Origin of the sequence: Streptodolium elevatio (genome assembly GCF_040649515.1) — a bacterium.
GTDB classification, from domain to species: Bacteria; Actinomycetota; Actinomycetes; order Streptomycetales; family Streptomycetaceae; genus Yinghuangia; species Yinghuangia elevatio.
Genome location: NZ_JBEZFP010000017.1, coordinates 24,792 through 47,688 on the forward strand (window position 1 = coordinate 24,792; position 22,897 = coordinate 47,688).

Annotated in this window: 20 protein-coding genes and 1 pseudogene; 4 read left to right on the forward strand and 17 right to left on the reverse strand. The window is 73.3% G+C overall.

All coding sequences use genetic code 11. The annotated features are described in order from the left end of the window. Positions 1 to 50 precede the first annotated feature (50 nt). The 8 genes from AB0C36_RS09270 to AB0C36_RS09305 form a co-directional block, all read right to left on the reverse strand. On the reverse strand, positions 51 to 848 hold the full coding sequence (locus AB0C36_RS09270) for an SDR family oxidoreductase (protein WP_358351590.1): 798 nt from the start codon (positions 846 to 848) through the stop codon (positions 51 to 53). Continuing rightward, positions 845 to 2,506: an FAD-binding dehydrogenase gene (locus AB0C36_RS09275; RefSeq protein WP_358351593.1), complete on the reverse strand. Its 1,662-nt coding sequence runs from the start codon at positions 2,504 to 2,506 to the stop codon at positions 845 to 847. The genes AB0C36_RS09270 and AB0C36_RS09275 overlap by 4 nt, the downstream gene beginning before the upstream one ends. Then, on the reverse strand, positions 2,503 to 3,174 hold the full coding sequence (locus AB0C36_RS09280) for a TetR/AcrR family transcriptional regulator (RefSeq protein ID WP_358351596.1): 672 nt from the start codon (positions 3,172 to 3,174) through the stop codon (positions 2,503 to 2,505). Before AB0C36_RS09280 ends, AB0C36_RS09275 begins: the two co-directional genes overlap by 4 nt. Positions 3,175 to 3,282: 108 nt before the next feature. Continuing rightward, positions 3,283 to 3,699, reverse strand: a complete 417-nt coding sequence (locus AB0C36_RS09285; protein ID WP_358351598.1) for a universal stress protein — start codon at positions 3,697 to 3,699, stop codon at positions 3,283 to 3,285. 1 nt (position 3,700) lies between these two features. Next, complete coding sequence (locus tag AB0C36_RS09290) at positions 3,701 to 5,224, reverse strand: APC family permease (protein ID WP_358351601.1); 1,524 nt, start codon at positions 5,222 to 5,224, stop codon at positions 3,701 to 3,703. A gap of 201 nt (positions 5,225 to 5,425) precedes the next feature. Continuing rightward, positions 5,426 to 7,675 carry a restriction endonuclease gene (locus AB0C36_RS09295; protein ID WP_358351604.1) on the reverse strand — a complete coding sequence of 750 codons (2,250 nt, stop codon included), beginning with the start codon at positions 7,673 to 7,675 and terminating at the stop codon, positions 5,426 to 5,428. Between the two features lie 78 nt (positions 7,676 to 7,753). After that, on the reverse strand, positions 7,754 to 8,311 hold the full coding sequence (locus AB0C36_RS09300) for a cupin domain-containing protein (RefSeq protein WP_358351607.1): 558 nt from the start codon (positions 8,309 to 8,311) through the stop codon (positions 7,754 to 7,756). A 48-nt stretch (positions 8,312 to 8,359) separates the two neighbouring features. Beyond that, positions 8,360 to 9,025, reverse strand: a complete 666-nt coding sequence (locus AB0C36_RS09305; protein ID WP_358351610.1) for a putative leader peptide — start codon at positions 9,023 to 9,025, stop codon at positions 8,360 to 8,362. On the opposite strand from AB0C36_RS09305, the gene AB0C36_RS09310 reads away from it, so the two are divergent. Further along, complete coding sequence (locus tag AB0C36_RS09310) at positions 8,943 to 10,616, forward strand: type IV secretory system conjugative DNA transfer family protein (RefSeq protein WP_358351612.1); 1,674 nt, start codon at positions 8,943 to 8,945, stop codon at positions 10,614 to 10,616. The two genes, AB0C36_RS09305 and AB0C36_RS09310, sit on opposite strands and share 83 nt — an antisense overlap. A gap of 236 nt (positions 10,617 to 10,852) precedes the next feature. Here AB0C36_RS09310 and AB0C36_RS09315 read toward each other — a convergent pair whose 3' ends face one another. The 6 genes and pseudogenes from AB0C36_RS09315 to AB0C36_RS09340 form a co-directional block, all read right to left on the reverse strand. Beyond that, the gene (locus AB0C36_RS09315) at positions 10,853 to 11,140 is read right to left on the reverse strand and encodes an SCO5918 family protein (RefSeq protein ID WP_358351615.1); all 288 of its coding nucleotides are present in this window, start codon (positions 11,138 to 11,140) and stop codon (positions 10,853 to 10,855) included. A 91-nt stretch (positions 11,141 to 11,231) separates the two neighbouring features. Next, complete coding sequence (locus AB0C36_RS09320; RefSeq protein WP_435839013.1) at positions 11,232 to 12,740, reverse strand: DEAD/DEAH box helicase; 1,509 nt, start codon at positions 12,738 to 12,740, stop codon at positions 11,232 to 11,234. 219 nt (positions 12,741 to 12,959) lie between these two features. After that, positions 12,960 to 13,163 carry a cold-shock protein gene (locus AB0C36_RS09325; protein ID WP_358351621.1) on the reverse strand — a complete coding sequence of 68 codons (204 nt, stop codon included), beginning with the start codon at positions 13,161 to 13,163 and terminating at the stop codon, positions 12,960 to 12,962. A gap of 414 nt (positions 13,164 to 13,577) precedes the next feature. Beyond that, positions 13,578 to 13,841: pseudogene (locus AB0C36_RS09330) on the reverse strand (helix-turn-helix domain-containing protein); the annotation flags it as partial. A 162-nt stretch (positions 13,842 to 14,003) separates the two neighbouring features. Further along, positions 14,004 to 15,308, reverse strand: a complete 1,305-nt coding sequence (locus AB0C36_RS09335) for an MFS transporter (RefSeq protein ID WP_358351624.1) — start codon at positions 15,306 to 15,308, stop codon at positions 14,004 to 14,006. Further along, a complete protein-coding gene (locus AB0C36_RS09340) occupies positions 15,305 to 15,946 on the reverse strand; it encodes a GntR family transcriptional regulator (RefSeq protein ID WP_358351627.1) in 642 nt (213 codons plus the stop codon). Before AB0C36_RS09340 ends, AB0C36_RS09335 begins: the two co-directional genes overlap by 4 nt. 147 nt (positions 15,947 to 16,093) lie before the next feature. Between AB0C36_RS09340 and AB0C36_RS09345 the strand changes: the two genes are divergently transcribed. Further along, a complete protein-coding gene (locus AB0C36_RS09345; RefSeq protein WP_358351630.1) occupies positions 16,094 to 16,717 on the forward strand; it encodes a TetR family transcriptional regulator in 624 nt (207 codons plus the stop codon). A 2-nt stretch (positions 16,718 to 16,719) separates the two neighbouring features. Here the strand turns inward: AB0C36_RS09345 and AB0C36_RS09350 are convergent, their stop codons facing one another. Beyond that, positions 16,720 to 19,161, reverse strand: a complete 2,442-nt coding sequence (locus AB0C36_RS09350) for an ABC transporter permease (protein ID WP_358351633.1) — start codon at positions 19,159 to 19,161, stop codon at positions 16,720 to 16,722. Next, the gene (locus tag AB0C36_RS09355; protein WP_358351635.1) at positions 19,158 to 19,910 is read right to left on the reverse strand and encodes an ABC transporter ATP-binding protein; all 753 of its coding nucleotides are present in this window, start codon (positions 19,908 to 19,910) and stop codon (positions 19,158 to 19,160) included. Before AB0C36_RS09355 ends, AB0C36_RS09350 begins: the two co-directional genes overlap by 4 nt. A 163-nt stretch (positions 19,911 to 20,073) precedes the next feature. Here AB0C36_RS09355 and AB0C36_RS09360 point away from each other — a divergent pair, with 163 nt between their 5' ends. Together AB0C36_RS09360 and AB0C36_RS09365 are read left to right on the forward strand one after the other, a co-directional pair. Further along, positions 20,074 to 21,408, forward strand: coding sequence for a sensor histidine kinase (locus AB0C36_RS09360; RefSeq protein WP_358351638.1), 1,335 nt, complete (start codon positions 20,074 to 20,076; stop codon positions 21,406 to 21,408). Further along, positions 21,405 to 22,127: a response regulator gene (locus AB0C36_RS09365; protein ID WP_358351641.1), complete on the forward strand. Its 723-nt coding sequence runs from the start codon at positions 21,405 to 21,407 to the stop codon at positions 22,125 to 22,127. The genes AB0C36_RS09360 and AB0C36_RS09365 overlap by 4 nt, the downstream gene beginning before the upstream one ends. A 299-nt stretch (positions 22,128 to 22,426) precedes the next feature. On the opposite strand, the gene AB0C36_RS09370 is transcribed toward AB0C36_RS09365, so the two are convergent. Continuing rightward, positions 22,427 to 22,837 carry a hypothetical protein gene (locus AB0C36_RS09370; protein ID WP_358351643.1) on the reverse strand — a complete coding sequence of 137 codons (411 nt, stop codon included), beginning with the start codon at positions 22,835 to 22,837 and terminating at the stop codon, positions 22,427 to 22,429. Positions 22,838 to 22,897 lie beyond the last annotated feature (60 nt).

Consider the following 22,897-nt stretch of genomic DNA (forward strand, 5'->3'; position numbering starts at 1 on the left):
GGGAAGGCGGGGAGCGGAGATGGCGGGGAAGCCGTGCCGTCCGTCGGACCTCAGCGCAGCCCGTGCCGCCGCGACACCATGCGTTCCGCGGCACCGCGCGGCAGCAGGCGGCGCAGGGCGAAGACCAGGGGCGCGTTGCTGCCCACGGCGTACAGGGGCTTCGGCCGCGCGGCGTCGATCGCCTTGAGGACGACGGCCGCCACGTCGTCGGCCGAGATCCCGTCGGCTTCGTTGGTGTTCAGCGCGGTGAGCATGGTGTGGTACTCGTCCCGGTAGGGGGAGTCGTCGGCGAGGTACTGCGTCCGCCGGGCGCTGATCCCGGTGTTGATCGACCCGGGCTCGACGGTCGTGATGCCGATGCCGTAGGGCGCCACCTCGCGCCGCGCCGCGCTCGCGAAGCCCTTGAGCGCCGCCTTCGAGGCGACGTACGACGAGCGGTACGCGAGCGGGAAGCTGGCCAGCATCGACCCGACCATCACGATGCGGCCACCGCGCCGAGCGCGCATGCCCGGCAGGAGGAGCTGGGTAAGGCGCACCGGCCCCAGCACGTTGGTGCGGAACAGCCGTTCGAGCGCGTCGGGCGGCAGCTCCTCCAGCGGTCCGCTCTGGCTTTCGCCGGCGTTGTTGACCAGCACGTCGACGTCGCCGGCCGCCGCCGCACACGCCTCGACCGACGCGTTGTCGGCCAGATCCAGGGCGAGGTACTCGACGCCGGGCAGCGGGTCGGTGATCTTGGCGGGGTCGCGCGTCGTCCCGAGGACGTGGTCGCCGCGCCGCACGAGGGCCGCGGCCACCGCGGCGCCGATGCCCGACGACGCGCCCGTGACGAGCGCCGTGCGCGGGCTCATCCGAGGCTCCTGGCGAGTGCGCGGCCCGCCGCACGGCCCGAGAAGATGCAGCCGCCGAGGAACGTGCCCTCCAGTGCGTTGTAGCCGTGCATGCCGCCGCCGCCGAAGCCGGCGACCTCGCCGGCCGCGTACAGCCCGTCGAACACCTCGCCGTCGGGCCGCACCACCTGGGAGTCGAGCGTCGTCTCCAGGCCGCCGAGGGTCTTGCGGGTGAGCAGGTGCAGCCGGACCGCGATCAGCGGGCCGTGCGCCGGGTCCAGGAACCGGTGCGGCGCCGCGACCCGGGTGATCTTGTCGGGCAGGTAGGCGCGCGCGTTGCGCACGGCCATCAGCTGGAGGTCCTTGGAGTACGCGTTGCCCACGTTCCGGTCGTGCGCGAGCACTTCGCGCTCGACGTCCGCGAAGTCGAGCGCGGGGCCGGGGGAGATGGCGTTCATGCCGTCCACGAGTTCGCGCAGCGTCGGGCGTACGACGAAGTCCTCGCCGTGGTCGAGGAACGCCTGCACCGGGCCGGGGGCGCCCTTCTTCACCCGGGACAGGACCAGCTTGAGGTCCTTGCCGGTGACGTCGGGGTTCTGCTCGGAACCGGAGAGCGCGAACTCCTTCTCCACGATCGAGCGCGTCAGCACGAACCACGAGTGGTCGTGCCCGGTGGACAGGATGTGCCGCATGGTCGCGAGCGTGTCGTGGCCGGGGAACAGCGGGGCGGGCAGGCGCCGCCCGGTCGCGTCGAGCCACAGCGACGACGGGCCGGGGATAATGCGGATCGCGTGGTCGGGCCACACCGGGTCCCAGTTCTTGATGCCCTCGGTGTAGTGCCACATGCGGTCGCGGTTGACGATCGACCCGCCCGCGCCCTCGGTGATCTCCAGCATGCGGCCGTCCACGTACGCCGGAACGCCGGTGATCATCGCGCGCGGTGCCGGGCCCAGGCGGTCCACGGGCCAGTTCTTGCGCACGAGTTCGTGGTTCCCGCCGATGCCGCCGGACGTCACGACGACCGCCTGCCCGCGCAGCTCGAACTCCCCGGCGGCCTCCCGCTCCGCGGCCACGCCGCGGCCGTGCGAGGAGGTGGCCAACACGGTCCCGCGTACGCCGACCGCCGCACCGTCCTCGACGACCAGCCCGTCGACCTGGTGCCCGTACTTGAACGTGACGAGCCCGCGCGCCGCCGCGGCGAGCACCGGCTCGCGGAACACGCGCACGACCTCGGGCCCGGTGCCCCAGGTCAGATGGAAGCGCGGCACCGAGTTGCCGTGCCCGGTCGCCGTCCCGCCGCCGCGCTCGGCCCAGCCGACCGTGGGCATCACCCGCAGGCCGAGGCCGTGCAGGTACGCCCGCTTCTCACCGGCCGCGAAGTCGACGTACGCGTGGGCCCATTGGCGCGGCCAGTGGTCCTCACGATCGCGGTCGAACCCGGCCGAGCCCAGCCAGTCGGCGAGCGCGAGTTCGTAGGAGTCGTTGATGCCCATGCGCCGCTGCTCGGGGCTGTTGACCAGGAACAGCCCGCCGAGCGACCAGAACGCCTGGCCGCCGAGGTTGGCCTCGTTCTCCTGGTCGACGACGAGCACCCGCCGCCCCGCGCGCGTGAGTTCGTACGTGGCCACGAGCCCGGCCAGTCCCGCTCCCACCACAATGACGTCGGCGTCGTCCTTCATCGTGCTTCCTCCGGGGCGGGTGTCGGCATGGCGGTCCGCGGGGTTGGCCGCGCGGGTGGCGCAAGCGTCGTGTCGGGTGTGCTGTACGCGTCGAGCACGGCCGTGAAGAGCGCACGGCGGCGCTCCCGCACCACCGGGTCGTGCGGCTCCAGGAGCACCTGCACGGCGGTGCCGTCGTGCACCGCGACGAGCGCGTGGCCGAGCCCGGTCCGGTCGGTGACGCGGCGGCCGAGTCGGGCCAGTGCGGCGACCAGGGCCGGCAGCACGGTGTCCTGGATCGCCTGCTCCCGCGCGGCCATCACCCGGCGCAGCGGCGGGTTGCGCAGCGCGTGCGCGGTGAACTCGGCGGTCACGCGGTACCACGCGTCGTCCACCGGGATGGCGTCCACGGCGGCCCGCAGGCCTTCCTCGGCCGACGCGGCGGACACCTCGGCGAGTGCCGCGCGGACGCCGTCGAGCATGGCGCGCGAGCGCTGCTCCCACATCGCCAGGAACAGTTCGTCGAGGGAGGTGAAGTTGGAGTAGAAGGCCCCGCGGGTGAACCCCGCCCGCTCGCAGACCTGCTCGACCGTGGCGCGTCCGAAGCCTTCCTCGGCGAACACGTCGAGTGCGGCGTCCAGCAGGCGCTGCCGGGTGTGTGCCCGCCGCGCGGTGACGGATGCGACCACCGGTCCCACCCCCTCTCGATACACGAACGTATCCAATACGTTCGTGTATCGACAAGGCTCGGCCCGCTCTCTCGGCAGTCCCGGTGGCGCGTCCCCGGTCCCGCGTCCTCAGTCCGTCGTGGGCACGCACAGGACCGGGATCGGCGACAGGTGCAGCAGCTTGTGCGGCGTCGACCCCAGCAGCGCCCCCCGCAGCGGGCTCTCGCTCCAACTGCCCACCACGATCACCCGGGCGGAATGCCGTGCCGCCGCGTCGACCAGCGCCTCGGCCGGCTTCTCGTCCAGGATCTCCACAGTGGTCTCCAGCCCGGCCTCCTCGGCGGTCCGCACCGCGCGGCCGAGCGCGGTACGTCCCATCTGCCGCACCGCCTCGTAGTGCGACTGGTACTCCTCGCCGCCGAGCCCCGGCGGCGCCGCGCCGAAGACCAGCACGAGCGGTTCGCCGAACGCCGACGCCCACTCGATCGCGACGCCCAGCGCCCGTGCGGCCCCCGCCGACTCGTCGTATCCCAGGACGACCGACATCTCACGACTCCTTGCCGGCCGCGGACTTCCGCGGCACCAAAGCGGGATCCACCACGCCACGGCGTTCGGACCAGAACGCGGCCGACCGAACGCGCCACACGAGCATGATGGCGACGCCGACGGCCGTGATGCCGATACCGATGACCAGCGGCGGTCCGAGGCCGAGCCACGAGTCGCCGCTGTACGAGTTCTCCGGGTCGGCCATGTCCCGCACCGACTCCACCAGCAGCCACGCGAGCAGGCCGGCGCCCACCAGCGGACCGACACCGATCAGGAAGAAGTTGCGGGCGCTCTCGGTCAGGTGCCGCCGGTAGTAGACCGCGCACGCGACACCGGTGAGCGCGTAGTAGAAGGCGATCAGGAGCGACAGCGCGGTCAGCGAGTCGAACAGTGCGTTCTCGCTGATCTGGTTGACCACCACGTACCAGACGATCGCCACCGCGGCGACCCACCACGTGGCGATGTCCGGGGTGCGGAACCGCGGGTTGATGCGGGCGAACTGCCGCGGCAGCGCGCCGCGCCGGGCCATCGACAGCGCGGTACGGGACGCGGGGATGATCGTCGTCTGGGTCGACGCGAACGCCGACGTCGACACCGCGAGCAGGACCACCCAGTCCCAGCCGCCCATCGCCTCGTTCGCCAGCAGCGCGAAGATCGACTCCTCCTCGTCGGCGTTCTCCGCGAGGAAGGTGGTGCCGGCGTACGCCACCACCGCGATGCACACCGACAGGTACGTCACCAGCAGCAGGATCGTCGACCAGATGCCGGCCCTGCCGGGTGCCGTCGCGGAGTCCTCGACCTCCTCGGTCAGGTTGACCGCCGACTCCCAGCCCCAGTACATGAACACGCCCAGCAGCAGGCCGCCGGTCAGCGGGGAGCCGCCCTCGCCGAACGGGTTGAGCCACGACCAGCTCGGCTCGATGCTGTCCGGAAGGCCGTTGTCCGCGTACACGCGCGAGATCGCCACGATCGCGAAGACCAGCAGGAACGCCACCTGGGCCAGGATCAGCACGCGCTGCACCCGGGCCGACGCCTCGGTGCCGATGACGCACAGCGCGGTCAGCGCGATGATCACGAAGACCGCGAGGGGCTGCCGGATCGCCTCGTTGTCCGCCCAGTCGTCGAGGTTGACCGCCAGCAGCCCGAAGCGCACCGCGACATCGGCCAGTGAGCCGACCACCAGCACGCCGGTCATCATGATCGCCCAGCCGCCGAGCCAGCCCGCCCACGGGCCCATCGCGCGGGTCACCCACGAGAACGTCGTCCCGGCGTCCTGGTCGGCCTTGTTGAGGTAGTAGAACGCCGAGGCGATGAGCAGCATCGGCACGAACGACGCGAGCACCACGCCGGGGGCGTACACCCCCACGAGGGCGACGACCGCGCCGATGACCGCCGCCAGCGAGTATGCGGGCGACGTCGCGTTGAGACCGATCACCAGCGCGTCGAGGAACCCGATGGCGTTGGCCTTGAGGCCGACTTCCTCGGGAGCGGGCGGCTGGGCTTCGCGCTCGACACCGTGAGTCATGGCCTGCCTCACTTCAGCGGTACGCCGACAGAAAGGGCGGCCGCTGCCCTAACGGGCCGGTCGCCCCCTGCCACCGGTGCGCGTGTGCCGCGCGTGCCCTCTGAGTTGCCGTCCCAGGGGTCATATACCCCGATCGCGTGTTCGGCGCATAGGCCGTACGAGTGTCGGTCTCATACCGAAAGCGGCAGTCTCGTGCCGCGTTCAGGCGACCTCGACGCCGAAGTCGGCGAGCAGCGGTTCCAGGCCGTCGGGGTACCCCCGGCCGCCGACCACGAACTTCCAGTCGCCGTTCGCCCGGCGCCGGAACGAGCCCAGCACCAGCGCCGTCTCCCCGGCCCGGCCGTCGGACACGGCCAGGCGGTCCAGCTCGGCGCCGGACGCGTTCGACAGCCGGATCGCGGCGTCGGTGAAACCGGACAGGTCCGCGGTCGGGTTGACCGCCGGATCGATCGCCGCGACCAGGACCACCCGGTCGGCCCGGGCGGGCAGGGCGTCGAAGCGCACCGCGACCGCGGCCTTGTCGGAGCCGCGCGCCGCGACCGAGCGGACCGTGCCGTCGGGCGTCGCGGGGTTGTTGTAGAAGACGAAGAAGTCGTCGCCGAGCACCCGGTCGCCGCGGCACACGAGCGCGCACACGTCCAGGGCCACGCCGCCCGACCAGGTCATGCCGAGCACGGCGGCGTCCTCGGCGGGCGGGTCGCCGGCGGCGGCGGGGACCGCGAAGCCGTTCGCGGGCAGGGTGCCGTCCGGTGTCGCGGCGGCGCCCGGGCCCGAGGCCCGGCCGGAGGACGCGCGGGGGCCGGGCACCGCGTCGCCCCGGCTCGTGCGCGAACCGCCGCGTCCGCCGCCACCACCGCCACCCGCACCGGGGCCGCCGGGAGCGTCGCCGGTGCCCAGCCTGCCGCGCAGCCCGCACTGGGCCAGCAGGTCCACCAGTTCGTCGCCGTTGATCAGGGTCAGCGGCTTGCCGCGGGCGAACGTGTAGGAGGTCGGCCCGAACGAGGACGTCGTCACCAGCACGCCCTTGTTCGCCCCGACGTCGTGGACCGTGCCGTACAAGTCCCGCACCGCGGTCGGCGGCACGGTGTGCCGGTACCGCTTCACCTGCACGACGATCTTGCCGCCGCTCAGCGGGTCCGGGTCCAGCGCCTCGACGTCGACACCGCCGTCGCCCGAGCGCTGGGTGGTGACCGCCTGGAGCCCGCGGGCCCGGAACAACTCGGCGACCAGGCCCTCGAAGGCGATCGGGTCCATCTCCAGCAGGTTCGGCACGGCGTCGTCGTCCGCGTGCGACACCACGGCCGCGCTGCCGCCCACCTCGTCGGGGCGGCGTACCGCACGGACCGCCGTACGCTGGTCCGGCCGCGCGGACAACTTGCCGTCGAGCGCATCCGCCAGGCAGTCCTGCGCGCTCACCCGCGCGAGGTCCAGCCGGGTGAAGTCGGCGCGCGTCGCCCGGACCGACGCCAGCACGATCTTCGCCGGGCGGCCGGTCGCCGGATCCCGGTCGTCCACGAAGCCGTTCACCACGGCCGACTCCAGCGCGCCGAACTCGTCGGCGGCGAACACCTCGCGCAGCACCAGCAGCACGGTCTGCGCGAGCACGTCCCGGTACAGCGCGCGCCGCTGCGTCACCGGGCGCGCGACTTCCTTGTCCTGGTCGGTGCTCGGCATGTACCGGACCGCCTTGGCCTCGGGGACGACGTCGATGCCGGGCAACTGCCAGTCGAGCACCAGCTCGCGCGTGCCCCGGTCGTACGCGGCGGCGACCTGGTGCGGGAAGCCGTCCGGCCACGCCGCCGACGAGTACAGCGCGGCCGAGAAGTACTGCACCGCGGCATCGGGGTCGCCGCGGCGCAGCGTGTCGCCCAACGTCCGCACCTGCGCGTTGTGGTGGCGGATCTGGGTCAGCGTCGTCTCGGCCCACTGCTGGTACTGCTGCCGGTACGCCTCCAGTTGCCGCAGCCGCTGAGCCTCGGCGTCCTGCGCCGCGTACCAGTCGCGCTCGAACCTGGCCCGTGCCTCCGCGCGCGCCTGCGCACTCGGGCCGAATCCCCAACCACCCTGTGCGGGCTGGTAGTTGGCCTCGACCGGGGCCGGGACCGCGACCGCGAGATGCCCCGGCTGGAACGGCTCGACGTGCTCCGCGCGCAGCATCGCGGACGTGCGGAACGCCGGCCCCCGGCACCCGGCGGCCAGCAGCCCTTCCAGCACCGCGACCCGGGCCTCGATCTCGTCGGTCCGCAGCCGCGCGTCCGCCTCGCGGCGCTGCTTGTACGCCGCCTGCTGCTCGCGGTGCGCCTGGGCCATCGCCCGCTCCGCGGCCCGCTGTTGCCGCTCGGCCTCGCGCCGCTGCTGCTCGCGGGTTCTGCGCTGTGCGTCCTGTCGGCGCTGCTCCTGCCGCTGAGCCTCGGCCCAGCCCCCGATCAGCCCGTCGTTGCGCCGAGTCATGAACGCCGTCGTCCTCCCCACCACCAGCGGATACCCGCCGACTCTAGCGCGCGGGGACCGACAGCTTCCGGCGGCTCGTCAGGTCCGGTCCGGCGCCTCGGGTTCGTGGTCCCAGTCGGCGGTTCCCTCGGCGGAGTGGAAGACCAGGCGTCCGCCGGTCTGTTCGTAGCGGCGCATCAGGGTGAGGGCGGGGGAGTAGACGTGCAGGGACACGGCGTGACCCGCCTGGGCGGTGTTGCGGACGTCGTGGATGTGGTCGCGGGGGAAGGAACGCGCGGAGCCGGAGGGGAGGCGGACCTGCGTCTCGGTGCCGGGCGTGAACGGCACGTCCACGTGGCTGCCGGGACGCACGTCGGGATGCGGGGGCGTGAACTCGTGCAGGGTTCCGCGGACCACGAGGAACGCGCCGACCGCGCCGCCGTGGTCGTGCCAGCCGGTGCCGGTGCCGGGCGGCCAGCCGATGAGCCACGCCTCGGCGGCGCCGGGGCCGCCGATCCGCAGCCATGTCCGGTCGACGGGGTCGAGGGGCAGGCGGGCGACGAGCGAGGGGTCGGCGGCGGCCCGGTCGGCGAAGGCCAGGAGCGCGGCCGGGTTCGGTGCGGGAGCCGGGGCAGGGGTGAGCGAACGTGCGGGCATGTCGTCCTCGTACGTAGTGAAGGCGTCGGGCGTCGGAGGTGGGGCGGTCTACCGGCAGCCCGAACAGAGCGCTCCGGCAAAGCGCATGAGGTCGACGTGGACCCGCTTCACAAGGATTCGACGTGAGTTGCACACAGTGCCGGTACGCAAGCAGGCCCGTGTCGCCGCGGTCAAATCCGTGTTCCGGCGAACAACCGCGCCAGTAACCCGGATTGCCCTGTCGATCAAGACCACGAAGCGCAAATGGCCCGCGCTTTCCGCCCCACCGGGAAGCCCCGGCAACAACTGCGTGATACCAGTGGAACCCGCCAGTTGCCGACCGGCCGACGCGCGACGGACCGCAACGCTGCGGGTCCGGCGCTCCGGCCGACCGGCGGCCCGGCGAAAGCCCGACGGACCGACGGACGACAGACCGGCGGACGAGACCGAGGAGGGGCCCGTGTCGGAGCGCCCGTTCGGTCTGCCGTGCGCAATCGTCCGGCACCGCATCTGGCAGCTTCCCGTCCCGCCCGGCACCCGCTGTCGGTGAACCGCCCGGACGCGCGCCCGCACCGCCAAGCGCCGTCCGCCGCATGCAGGTTCCCGATATGCAGGTTCCCGACCACCGGCGACGGAAGCGAAGACGACACCCATGTCTGCCACCACGCGGCGACGCGGCCCGCACCCATTTCCCGAGATCCTCGCCGGTGTCCTGACGGCGGCCGCGCTCGGCATCCTGCTCCTCGGCTACGTCGCCCGGCGCGGCGGCACGCTCGCCGCCGTGCTGTCGGCGGCCGCCTTGGGCGCGGCGGGAGTTCTGGTCGTGACGGCGGTGCGGCTGCGCGCCCGGCGGCCCGCGATCGACCGGACCGCGCGGCTGCTCGCCGGGCCGGCGGACCTGCCCGGCATGACGACGTCCGGAGCGGCGGCGACGGCCGCCCGGCTCGGCGTCCGGGCCCACGACCCCGGGGTGTTCATCGGCCGGTCGGTACGCCGCGACCGCGAACTGTGGGGTTCGTGGGAGGACATGCACATGGACATCTGGGGTCCGCGTACCGGCAAGACCGCCGCCCGGGCCATCCCCGCCGCGGCCGCGGCCCCGGGTGCGCTCGTGGTGACGTCCAACAAGCGCGACATCGTCGACGCCACCCGCGGGATACGCGAAAAGCGCGGCCCGGTATGGGTCTTCGACCCGCAGGGGCAGGCCGGCGAGCAGCCCACCTGGTGGTGGAACCCGCTCTCGTTCGTCGGTGACAACGTCGTCAAGGGCCTCATGCTCGCGTCGTTCTTCAACGGCATCAACCGGCAGTCCCACGTCCGCGCGGACGGGTACTTCGAGCCCGCCGGCCAGCAGTTGTTCGGTGCGCTGCTGCTCGCCGCGTCCCTCGACGAGCAGCCGGTCACGCGGACCCTGACCTGGCTGAACCGCCCGACCGACGACACTCCGGTACGCATCCTCCGGGCGGCCGGGGCCGACCGGGTGGCCGACGCGGCCGAGATGATCATCGCGGCCCCCGCGTCGCAGCGGGCGGGGGTGTACGGTGCCGCGTCCCAGATGGCGTCGCCGCTGGCCGCACCGGACGTCACCCGGTGGGTCACGCCCGGCAGCGGACCGCGGCGCCCCGAGTTCCGGCACGCCGACTTCGGGGACCGCGACGACGGCACGATCTACCTGTTGTCGGAGGAGACCAACCGCGCCGCGGCGCCGCTGATCCTCACGCTCACCTCCGCACTCGCGTACTCGCTGGAGGGCCGGGCCATCGCAAGTCCGGGAGGCCGCCTGCCGGTGCCCGCGGTCTTCGTCCTCGACGAGGCCGCCAACGTCTGCCCGTGGCACGAACTGCCGTTTCTCTACAGCCACTACGGTTCGCGTGGGATCGTCATGATGACGATCCTCCAGTCCTGGGCGCAGGGGGTCACAATCTGGGGCGAGCACGGCATGGCGTCGATGTGGAGCGCGGCAAACGTCCGGGTCTACGGGGGTGGTTCGGCCGATGCCCGGTTCCTGCACGACCTCGCGCAGGCTGCCCCGAGGTTCGAACCCCGGACGAAGTCCGTCTCCTCGCGCGTGGGAATGCCGTTCGCCGGCTCGACCACGCGGTCTTCCCGAGAGGAGCAGGTGCTCGACATCGCCGACCTGGGCGCCATGCCCCGGGGGCGGGCGCTCGTGCAGGTGAGCGGGGCCAGGCCCACGCTGGTGCGCACCGTTCCGTGGTGGCAGGGCCCGTACGCGGAGGAGATCAGGGAGTCGTTGGCCGCGTACGCCCCGGGCCCCGGCACGCGCGCTGATACCGGGCAACGGGATGCCGGACGGCGGACGGCGTGACGACGGACAGCACTGCGGGGACGGCGTGACGGCGTGTCGAACGGGCCGCGGCCGGGGACTACGGCGTACGCGCCGCGGAGGCGCAGGACGACAACGCGCGAAGACCCTGGAAGCAGGGTCTTCGCGCGGGTGTGGGTCGGCGCGGGCCGGTATGGGCGGCCCGGCGGCCGTGCCCGGTCGGGGGCCCGGTCCGCGGGCCCGGTGGATCGGCTCGGTACGTGGGCCGGTCGGCCGGCTCAGTATCCGAGGGGAGAGGACGGGTCGAACTGGGTGGGAGCCGGGTTCGCCGCGGGAGCCGGGTGGCAGGTGAAGCCGATCCGGGTCAGCGCCCGGACGACCTCCTTCGCGGAGAAGTCGCGGCGGTCCTGGCGGGTGATCACTTCGCCCACCTGCTTGACGGGGTAGACCCGGCGACCGATGGTCACCGAGTCCCCTTCGACGGGTTCCGGCTTGATGTCCCGCATCGCTGCCTCGACCTCGTTCTTGACGAGGTCGAAGGAGAATCCGGCGATGACGCAGCGCATAGGGCCTCGGCAGAGTTGAGAGAAGGGACGGCCATACCGCCGACCCGGTGGGTTCAGCCTGTCACAGCGAGGGCTCGCCGTGGGGGGATCCTCAGTCGCTTCCGCGCGGTCCCGAGCGGCGGCGGCGGGTTCCCGCACCCCGGGGCGCCCGGCGCCGGCCGGGCTCCGGGGGCCGTCCGGATCCGCGGCGGCGCTCGCCCCGCGGCGCGCCGCCCCCGGACGAGCCGTGCTCCTTGGTGCGCTCCGCGGTCACGGTGGGTGCGACCGGTACGCCGGACGGGGCCTGTGCCCCGGTGATGCGGCTGAGCTCGGCGTCGCCCGAGCGCACGCGGGTGGTGCGCGGCGTGATGCCGGCGTCCGCCATCAGGCGCGACATGTCGCGGCGCTGGTCGGGCAGGACGAGGGTGACGACCCGGCCCGACTCGCCGGCGCGTGCGGTGCGGCCGCCCCGGTGCAGGTAGTCCTTGTGGTCGCCGGGCGGGTCCACGTTGACCACCAGGTCGAGCTGGTCGATGTGGATGCCGCGCGCCGCGACGTTGGTGGCCACGAGCGCGGTGACGTGGCCGGTCTTGAAGTGCGCGAGCGTGCGCGTGCGCTGGGCCTGCGACTTCCCGCCGTGCAGCGCGCCCGCCCGCACCCCGCTCTTCAGCAGGTGCTTCGTGAGCTTGTCCACGGCGTGCTTGGTGTCCAGGAACATGATCACGCGGCCGTCGCGGGCCGCGATCTCGGTGGTGGCCGCGAACTTGTCGGCCAGGTCGACCTGGAGCACGTGGTGCTCCATCGTGCCGACCGCGGCGGCGGACGGGTCGACCGAGTGCACGACCGGGTCGTCGAGGTAGCGGCGGACCAACTGGTCGATGTTGCGGTCCAGCGTCGCGGAGAACAGCATGCGCTGGCCGCCCGGGCGGACCTGGTCGAGGAGCCGGGTGACCTGCGGCATGAAGCCCATGTCGGCCATCTGGTCGGCTTCGTCCAGCACGCACGCCGCGACCTGGTCGAGGCGGCAGTCGCCGCGCTCTATGAGGTCGGTGAGGCGCCCGGGGGTCGCCACGACGATCTCGACGCCGCCGCGCAGGGCCGCGGACTGGCGGCCGAGCGAGACGCCGCCGACGACGGTGGTCACCCGGAGGCGCAGCGCGCGGGCGTACGGCGTCAGCGCGTCGGTGACCTGCTGGGCCAGCTCGCGGGTCGGCACGAGGACCAGGCCGAGGGGCTGCTTCGGGTCGGCGCGGCGGCCCGCGGTGCGGGCCAGCAGGGCCAGGCCGAACGCGAGGGTCTTGCCGGAACCGGTCCGGCCGCGGCCGAGGACGTCGCGGCCCGCCAGGGTGTTCGGCAGTGTCGCCGACTGGATCGGGAAGGGCACGGTCAGGCCCTCGGACGTCAGCGCCGTCAGCAGGGCCGCCGGCATGTCGAGTTCCTCGAACCGGGACACCGGGGGCAGAGGGGGTGTTGCGGTGACCGGGAGGGCGAACTCCCGGGGGCGTGCGGGTGCGGCGGAGCGGTGTTGCCTGGGGGCACCGGAACGGCCGCGGCCTCCGGGCCGGCCGTCCGGACGGCGAGCCGTACGGGTCATGCGAAACCTCCTTGATCCGGCACGCATCAAGGAATTCCGGGCGGCGCCGGGAGGCGCCGTGGATCGCAAGACCGAGCCGAAGTATGCCGGCGAAAGCCGGTGAATGCCGATGGGACGGCAAGGGGAATTAACCGGGCCGAGTGCCCGCCGTCAGAACGGCGGGACCGCCGCGGTTAATCCCGGTGCGAAAACGCAGCGCTGGGGCCCGCACCCGAAGGTGCGGGCCCCAGCGCCGGGATAAACGCGTCAGGCGGGAACGATGTTCTCCGCCTGCGGGCCCTTCTGGCCCTGCGTGATGTCGAAGGAGACCTTCTGGCCTTCCTGCAGCTCACGGAAGCCCTGGGTGGCGATGTTCGAGTAGTGCGCGAACACGTCGGCGCCGCCGCCGTCCTGAGCGATGAAGCCGAAGCCCTTTTCCGAGTTGAACCACTTCACGGTACCGGTAGCCATGTCATATCTCCTTCGGGGCAGTTGCCCGGAGTCCGCACTGCGCGGAGCCCGCATCGCCGCAATGATGCCCCTCCGAAAAAGCCGGAGACACAGAAATGCACCCGACGGCCGCATCGGCCGAAGAGTGCACTTGAAGTCTTTGGGAACCACAACCGCAACTGGTTCCAACCGTATCACGTTGCACGCGACCGGATGCGGGACGTTATATCGGTGTCGTGAACTCCGGGTGAATCACCGAGGGCGCCGTGCGAATTTCTCCCGTGGCCGCTGGAGATTTTTTGTCTCCGCGGGCGCGTGCCACGCCATTTCCGGCGCTGCGTCGGACACGGCGTCGAGCGGTACGTCGGGCGGTGTTCCCGGCGGTGTTCCGGGCGGCGTGTCGGGCGGCGTGTCCGACGGTGTGCCGGGCGCGGTGTCCGCGGTGCCACCCGATCGGCGGAGCTCCTCGTTGATCCGCAAGGCGCCCGCCAACCGGTCCTCCAGGCTGATGATGCGACACGCGGTGTCGATCGCCGTGCCCTGGTCGACGAGTTCGCGGGCCCGCAGCGCGACGCGCAGATGCGCGCGCGAATATCTGCGGTGCCCGCCCTCCGAACGCTCGGGAGTGATGAGCCCCGCATCCCCGATCGCCCGCAGGAACGCGGGCGTGGCCCCGATCAGTTCCGCCGCCCGCCCCATCGTGTACGCGGGATAGTCGTGGTCGTCGAGCCGGTCGGCCTGACCCGCTCCGCTGTCTGGAACCACTGCACCTCTTCATCCGGCTCTCCACACGGCCCGCCCGACGGACGCCGCCGTGGACGCCGCGACGGACGCCACCGGGGAAAAGGGTATCCACGTCGGTCAGGCGGCGGAGCGTACGGCGGCGGCCGGGGGAGCGGCCACGAGGTGCAGCCGCTCGCGCGCGACCGCGGCCTTCCGCAGCCGCAGGATCTGCACAAGGCCGACGATCTCCAGCACGAACACCGACGAGAACGCGATGCGGTAGTCGTCGCCGGTCGCGTCGAGCAGGACCCCGACCGTCAGCAGGGTCACCATCGACGCGACGAATCCCCCCATATTGACGATCCCGGACGCGGTGCCCTGCCGCTCCGGCGGGTTGGCGGGCCGGGCGAAGTCGAAGCCGATCATCGACGCCGGGCCGCAGGCCCCGAGGACCGTGCACAGCACCACGAGCAGCCACATCGGCGCGCCGTCGCCCGGATGGCCGATCGCCGCGGCCCAGCTCGCCGCCGTCGCGGCCACCGTGCCGAGCGCCAGCGGCAGCCGGGCGGCGCGCGCCCGCGTGATGATCTGGCCGTACGCCAGCCCGAAGACCATGCTCGACACCACCGTCAGCGTCAGCAGCCCGCCCGCGGTCCCCCGGGACAGTCCCTGCGCCTCGACGAGGAACGGCATGCCCCACAGCAGCAGGAACACCATCGCCGGGAACTGCGTCGTGAAGTGCGTCCACAGGCCCAGCCGGGTGCCCGGCTCGCGCCACGACTCGGCGATCTGGCGGCGGACGAACGCCGCCCCGCGCTGCGGCAGCGCCTCCGGCTCGTGCCCCTCCGGATGGTCCTTCAGGAACACCAGCAGGAGGACGAGGACCCCGATCCCCAGCAGCGCGCTGCCCGCGAACGCCTGCGTCCAGCCGACATCGTGCAGCATCCGGGACAGCACCAGCGTCGAGACGAGATTGCCGCCCATGCCCGCGAGTGCGGCCAGTTGCGCGACCAGCGGGCCGCGCCGGGCCGGGAACCAGCGGGTGCCGAGCCGCAGCACGCTGATGAAGGTGAGGGCGTCGCCGCAGCCGAGCAGCGCCCGCGAGGCGAGCGCCATGCCGTACGTGGGGGAGAACGCGAAGCCCAACTGGCCCACGGTGAACAGCACGACGCCCATCGTCAGCACCTTCTTGGTGCCGAACCGGTCGACCAGCACGCCGACGGGTATCTGCATGCCCGCGTACACGAGCAGTTGCAGGATCGAGAACGTCGACAGCGCCGAGGCGTTGACGTCGAACCGGTCGGCGGCGTCGAGGCCGGCGACGCCGAGCGAGGTCCGGAAGATCACCGCGACGAAGTACACCGCGACGCCGACCGACCAGACCGCGACGGCCCGGCGGCCGCCCGGCGGGTCGAGCCGCGGTGCCGCGGCGGCCGCGCTCATCGGGCCTCGCCCCGGACCAGTTCGGACACCCATCCGACGTGCCGGTGCACGGCGTCGACCGCCGCGTCCGCGTCGCCGGCACGCAGCGCCGCGAGGATCTCCTCGTGCCCGGTCAGCGTCCGGGCGACCCGGTCGGGATGCGAGTGGAGGAAGGCCACGCCCATGCGCAGCTGGCGGTCGCGGAGCTGGTCGTACAGCCGGATCAGGATGGCGTTGCCGCAGTTGCGCACGATCGCGGCGTGGAAGCAGCGGTCGGTGGTCGCGGCGGCGGCCAGGTCGCCGGCCTCGACCTCGCGCTTCTGCCGCGCGAGCAGTTCCTCCAGGCGCGTGATCAGGTCCGGGGGCGCGGGCACCGCCTTGCGGGCCGCGTGCTCCTCGACGAGTTGCCGGGTCTCCACGACGTCGGTGATCTCCTGGGCCGAGACCGGCAGGACGAGCGCGCCCTTCTTGGGGTAGAGGCGGATCAGCCCCTCGACCTCCAGGCGCAGCAGTGCCTCGCGTACGGGTGTGCGCGAGACGCCGACGGCATCCGCCACCTCGCCCTCGGTCAGCAGCGTGCCGCCCTCGTAGTGGCGTTCGAGAACGGCCTGCTTGACGTGCCGGTAGACGCGGTCGGCGGCGGTGGGTGCGGCTGGCATGCGCACAAGATAGATACATCAGCGGGTGCGATGCCCGTTCCGTCCACGATTCGGAATGCACCCGGTGTGCCGGTCGGGGTACGAGGCAGCCGCACCGCGGTCGCGGGCCGGCCCCGGCTTGCGCGGCCGGCCGGTAGCGTTCCGGGTATGCCGCGCGATCCCGAGCCCGCCCGCCGCAAACTGCTCGACGCCGCTCTCCTGCTGTTCGCCCGCGACGGCATCGAGGCGGTGAGCATGCGCGAGATCCGCCTCGCCGCGGGCCAGCGCAACTCCGCGGCCACGCAGTACCACTTCGGGTCCAAGGAAGGCGTCCTCAAGGCGCTCCTGGAGGACGTGCTCCCGCCCGTGGTCGCGCGCCGCCGCGAACTGCTGACCGCGGCGACGGCCGACGAGCCGCGCACGATCGCCGAGGTCGCCGTCACCCCTCTCGCGGAACTGGCGACCGGCGACGACCGGCAGCGCGCGGTGGTCCGGTTCCTCTCCCAACTGGTCGACGACGAGAACCGCTCGCCGGCGCGCCTGGCCGACCTGCTCGGCGACACCGTCGCGGCGGACGCCACCGCACTGCTGCGCGCCTGGATCCCCGACGTCCCGCGCGATGTCATGGACGAGCGCATCCTCGTCGGCCTCACCGGCGTCACCCACGCCTGCGCGTTCTACGCCCGCGGTGTCGATGCCGGGCGGCGGCGCGACCCGGACCTGTTCACGGACAACCTGGTCGACATGTTCATCGGCGCCATGTCCGCCCCGGTACGCGCCACCGCCCGCTGACCTCATTCAGTCCGCCACGCCGCCGCCCGCGACCGGGCCGCCCAGCCCGCCGGGAGCAGCGCCCCCAACGTGGCCAGCACCGCTCCCGAGACGGCGAGCACCGCGTACGCGGGCACTCCGTACACCGACACCATCGAGTCGGGCAGCCGCAGATCCGCGGTCGAAGCCATGACCGGCGCCACCAAGTGGTGCAGCGCCACCCCGAGCGGGATGCCCGCGGCACCCCCGACCAGGCCGAGCCCGACCACGGACGTCACGACCATGGCCATGGTCTGACGCGGTGTCATGCCCAGGGACTTCAGGACACCTATCGACTGCGCGCGCTCGCGCGTGTCGAGGGCGACCGTGTTGAGCACACCCAGCCCCGCGACCCCGGCGATCAGCAGGGTCAGCGTCCCGATCAGGCCGATCAGGATCGGGATCGTCGAGTTCTCCTCGCTGCGCGGCATCGCGGCCCCGGCCCCGGCCGCGAACACGCCGGCCTCGGAGATCCGCTCCGCGTACGCGTCCGCATTCGTCCCCGGCGTCACCTGCACCTCGTACGCGGTGATCGCCGCATCGGGCTTGAGCTGCAAGAGCGTGGCGCGGTCGGTGAGCAACGCCTCCTCGTCGGAGGAGAACGCCTCGCCGACGATCCGCACCGTCACGCGCCGCCCGTCGTGGTCGAGCGCGACCTCGTCGCCCACCCGCAGCGCGGACGTGCGCAGGAACGACGTCGGCACCACGATTTCCCCCGCCCCCTGCAACCAGCGCCCGGCGACCACCGGGTACCCCAGCCAGGACGAGTCCGTGTCGTACCCGGTCAGCTCCAATGGCCGGGTGCGCCCCGGCACTTCGACCTCCAGCGTGGTGACCGAGGTGAACCGCGCGGTCGCCGCGTCGGCGCGCAGCATGTCCGCCACTGCCACAGGGTCCGCGGACGGCGGCTGCTCGGCGGTCGGCCGCCCCGATTGCGGGCCCCTGGGCGGGGCGGGCGGCGCGGGCGGCGCGGGCGGACCTCCCGCCGCACCGGCCGTGCCGGCACCTTCCGGCGGCCCCTGATGCATCCCACCCTGTTCGCCCACCATCCCCAGGCTGACCGTGATTTGCGACGACCCCTCCCGCGACAAGCCGTCGTCGGCCCGAGTCAGCGTCTGGCCGAGCCCGTACGCGAACGTCACCGCCGTGGTGCCCAGGAGCAGCGCCGCCAGCGTCATGCCGGTGCGCGCCGGCCGCGCGAACGGGCCGGCCAGCCCGAGGGCGACGGCCCGCGGCAGGCGCGAGCGGGCCAGGAGCCGGTGCGCCCGGAACCCCCGGCCGGCCCGCGGCGCGCGTCCGACGGCGATCGCCTGGATCGCCGGGATCCGCCCCGCGCGCAGTGCCGGGATCAGCGCCGCCACGCAGACGACCAGGAGCAGGCCGACGGGTACCAGGACGTCCACCCACCAGGGGACCCCGGCCACTTCGGGGACCGCGTACGACTGCTCGGTGTCCGCGAGCAGCGGAACGGCCAGCGCGTGGCCCGCGAACATGCCCGCCGCCGCACCCGCCAGCGCGGGCAGCAGGACCTGCGCCAGATACACCGCACTGACCTGCCGCGGAGTGAACCCGAGCGTCTTGAGCACCCCGATCCCGCGGTACCCGGCCACCACCGCGCCGCTCACCACGTTGCCGACGATGAGCACCGACATGACCACGCCGAGCACGCTGAACGCGGTGACGAACGGGACCACGAGAGCCGCCGTCCCGGCCGCCTCGCGCCGGGCGTCCAGGTACGACGTCGACCCGAGCGCCGCCCCGGACGGCAGCGCGGCGCGCACCGCGGCGACGCCGTCCGCCACCGCGTCGCTGTCGCCCGCGTCCGCGAAGCGGTAGAGCGCCTGGAACGTCTTCGCGGCGCCCCCGGGTTCGAGTGCGGCGATCTGGTCCGGCACGGTCCACGCGCCCGCCGTGTCGGTGACGGACGCCGCGATGCCCACGACCGTCAGCTCGACCCCGCCCAGCCGCAACCGGTCCCCGACGCCCAGCCGCGGCCCCTCGCCGTCCCCGAGGACGACCTCGCCCGGCGCCCGGACCCACCGGCCCGACCGGAGCTTGAGCGTGTCGAGCGGACCGTTCGGATCGGCCCGTCCGACCACGGTCATGGTCCCGTGCGCGACCGCGTCGCCGGGCAGCATGATCGGCGCGCTCGTCGACGGATAGGGCCCGGCGACCTCGGCGACCCCGGACCCGGCGCCGGTGGCGCGGACCTGCTCGGCGGTCGCCCGGCCCGCGTCGACGCTCACCGTCGCGTGCGCGCCGTGCAGCGCGGAGAACGCGTGGTCGAACGGCGCCATCGACGCGACCAGCAGGCCGAAGGCGAGCACCGAGGTCGCCGTCGCGAGCAGCGCCACGACGGCGGTCACCACGGTCTGCACCCGGCGGCGTACGACTGCCGCCCAGGCGGCCTTGACGACCGCGTTCACCGGGACGCCTCCGTCGTGCGCCCGTCCTGCGCGTCGTCCCACAGCGAGTCCTGCGGGCCGCCCGGGTCGTGGGCCTGCGGCGTGGCGTCGAGCCTTCCGTCCACGATCCGCACGATGCGGCTCGTGCACGCGCGCGCCAGCTGCAGGTCGTGCGTGACCATCAGCAACGCCTGCCCGTCGCGGTTGAGTTCGGCGAGCAGCTCGGTGATGTGCCGCCCGTTGGCGGTGTCCACGGCCCCCGTCGGCTCGTCGGCGAGCAGCAGCGGCGGCCGGTTCATGAGCGCCCGGGCGATGGCGACGCGCTGCCGCTCGCCGCCGGACAGCCGTGCCGGGTACGCGTCCGCGTGCCCCGCGATGCCGAGGTAGCCGAGCAGTTCGTCGGCGCGCGTCCGGGCGGCGCGCGGCGAGATCCCGCCCAGGCGGGCGGGCATCAGCACGTTGTCGAGCACCGTCAGGTCGTCGAGCAGGTTGAAGAACTGGAAGATCATGCCGATGTGCCGGCGCCGGAACTTGGCGAGCGCGGTCTCCGACAGGCCGCCGAGACCGACACCGGCCACCGTGACCGCACCCTCGGTCGGCCGGTCCAGCCCCGCGATCAGATTGAGCAGCGTGGACTTGCCGCTGCCGGACGGGCCCATGACGGCCACGGCCTCGCGCGCGCCGACGACCAGGTCCACCCGGTCGAGTGCGGCGGGGCCCGTTCCCTCGTACCTCTTCGTCACGGCTTCGAGCCGGATCACGTCTGTCATGGCCCCGGACGCTAGGTTCCGGACCGGCCGCCGGGCGTCCGCACGGCGAGCCAACCTGCGGTCGCTCGCGCGGGGGAGGGCGGGTCGGGTAGCTCTCCCGAGGGACCCCGGACAGCTCGCACGCATGATGTACGCGCCGCGCACAACCGGCGAGAATGCCCGGGTGACGCCCGCCGCACCGCTGACGCCGACCCCGCGCGCCCGGCTGACGCTCCCTCAGAGTGTTCGCCGGGCCGCCGAGTTGCTACGCCGCCCGGGACCGCTGGGCGGGGACGGCCTGCTCGCCCTCGTGTTGGGCGTCGCCACGGCCGTCATGCTCGGGTACAACTTCCCGACGGACGACGCCGGCGGCCCGCCTCCGTACCCCAGGCCCCCCTACGGCGAGATCCCGTACGCGTACCCGGACTCACCGGAGCACGCCGCCTCCGGGCCGAGCGCGTGGACGTTCGCCGTGTGCCTCTTGGCTGCCGCCATGATCGCCTGGCGGCGCACGCAGCCGGTCACGGCGTTCGCGGTGCAGTTCGCCGTCACGCTGGCCATCGACCCCGACTACATGGAGGTCCCCGGGGTCGTGGCCCTCGCGATCGGCGCGTACTCGGTCGCGGCGCACGTACCGCGTTTTTCGTTGGCGGCGGGGGTCTCCGGTGCGGCGACGCTCGCCCTCATGGCGAAGTTCCCCGACGAGGACAACGGCCCGCCCGGCCTGCTGGTGCTCGCCATCATGGCGTCGATGTTCGTCATCGGCCGCACCATCGGCACATGGCGTACCCGGGCCGGGGCCTTCCACCGCCGGGCGCTGCGTGCCGAGCGCGAGCGCGAGGTCGCGGTGGCCCACGAACGCGCCCGGATCGCCCGGGAATTGCACGACGTGGTCAGCCACAATGTGAGCGTGATGGTGATCCAGTCCGGCGCCGCCCGCATGGTCCTGCGCTCGGATCCCGAGGCGGCGACCGAGGCGCTGCGCGCGGTCGAGGCGAGCGGGCGCGAGACGATGGCCGAGCTGCGCCAGATGCTCGACGTGCTCACCGCCCAGGGTGCGCCGCCGCCGCAGGGCGATCCGGGGACGGTGCCGGACGGCGACGCGCTGGGACCGCCGCTGGCGCCGCAGCCCGACCTGTCGCGGCTGCCCGTGCTCGTGGACCGGGTGCGCACCGCGGGGCTCGACGTGCGGTTCACGACCCAGGGCGAGGCGCGGCCGCTGCCACCGGGGATCGAGCTCACCGTGTACCGGGTCGTGCAGGAGGCGCTCACCAACGCGCTGAAGTACGCGCCGGGGGCGCGTACCGAGGTGACCGTGACCTACCGGCCGGACGCGATGCGCATCGAGGTCGCCGACGACGGGCCCGCCGACGGGCGCCGCCCCGAGCCGCTGGGCGCCGGACGCGGTCTGCTCGGCCTCACCCAGCGACTGGCGCTGCACGGCGGCGGGCTGCGCGCGGGGCACCGGCCGACCGGCGGCTACCGCGTGCAGGCCTCGATCCCGGTGCCGACGCCGTGAGCGCGGCAGCGGCGCTGCGCGTCGTCGTGGCCGACGACCAGGCGCTCGTACGCTCCGGGTTCCGCATGATCCTGGCCGCCGACGGCATCGACGTCGTCGCCGAGGCGGCCGGCGGCGACGAGGCGTGCGCCGCGGTCCGCCGCACCCGGCCGGACGTGGTCCTGATGGACATCCGCATGCCCGGACTCGACGGCCTGGAGGCCACGCGCCGCATCATGGCCGATCCGTCGCCCGCGCTGGACGGACGGCCGTGCCGCATCATCATCCTCACCACGTTCGACCTCGACCACTACGTCTACGAGGCGCTGAACGCGGGGGCGAGCGGGTTCCTGCTCAAGGACGTGACGCCCGAGCAACTGGTGGCCGCCGTACGCCTGGTCAGCGCGGGCGACGCGCTCCTCGCGCCGACCATCACGCGGCGGCTCGTGGAGCGCTTCGCGCGTCCGGCCCCCGCGGAACGCGCGCCGGGCGGCGACCTGTCCGTGCTCACGCCGCGCGAAATGGAAGTGCTGCGCCTTCTCGCCCGGGGCATGAGCAACGCGGAACTGGCGGCGGCCCTGACGCTGAGCGTCGAGACGGTGAAGACGCACGTCACGCGCATTCTGACGAAGCTTCACCTGCGGGACCGGGTGCAGGCCGTCGTTCTGGCGTACGAGACGGCGCTCGTGACCCCGGGCGCCCCCGGCGGCGCCGGCGCGATCGAGGCGCCCGGGGGCTGACCGGGCTGATCAAGAGCTGATTGGGCCCGGGCGGCGGTCGACCGGCCGGGTTTTTCCGTGTTCGTGGACGTGCGGCACCCCGGCGAGGCCACGTCGTTCTGGGGCATCCGACGCCGGAGAACCCGCGCGCGGTCGGCAACTGGCCCGACTTCGACCGGCCGGGCGCCGGCGCTCGGTGACGGTCGTGATCCGCAAGCGCGACGGGGGCGTCATCGGGACGTGACGGCCGCTCGCTTCCCTGCCTACGGCGTACGGGGTACGGCGTACGGAGCGTACGGATCACGTCGTGTGACGTACCGTCACGGGGCCAGTCCGGAGAGCGGCAGGACCAGCGCCTCGGCGTCGGCCGCCTCGCGCATCGTCTGGTCGAAGCGCAACACGCTCGTGCCGATGGCGGCGAGGTCGTCGGGGCCGAGCAGTACCACGATGCCGGTGTCGGTGTGCGCGAGCACGCACGGTACGCGGCCTTCGCTGGCCGCGGCCACCGCGTCGTCCCGTTCGTTCAGGTACACCACGTCGAACGGAACACCGAGCGTCGCCAGCAGCGCGTCCCACTCGGGTCTGCGGCGACGGCCGGCATGCGTGAGGTCGCTCAGCGCACAGTGCGCGGTGCCGCGTGCCCTGCCTATGGCGTACGCAAGTTCGCCGCGGAAACCGCCGTCCGCATCGCAGACACCGGTCAGTCGCTGTACTGTCCGTGCTCCTGCCATGGATCCAGTGTGCGCCCGCGGCACAATGCCGCACCTCACACGCTCGACCGAACGCCGGCT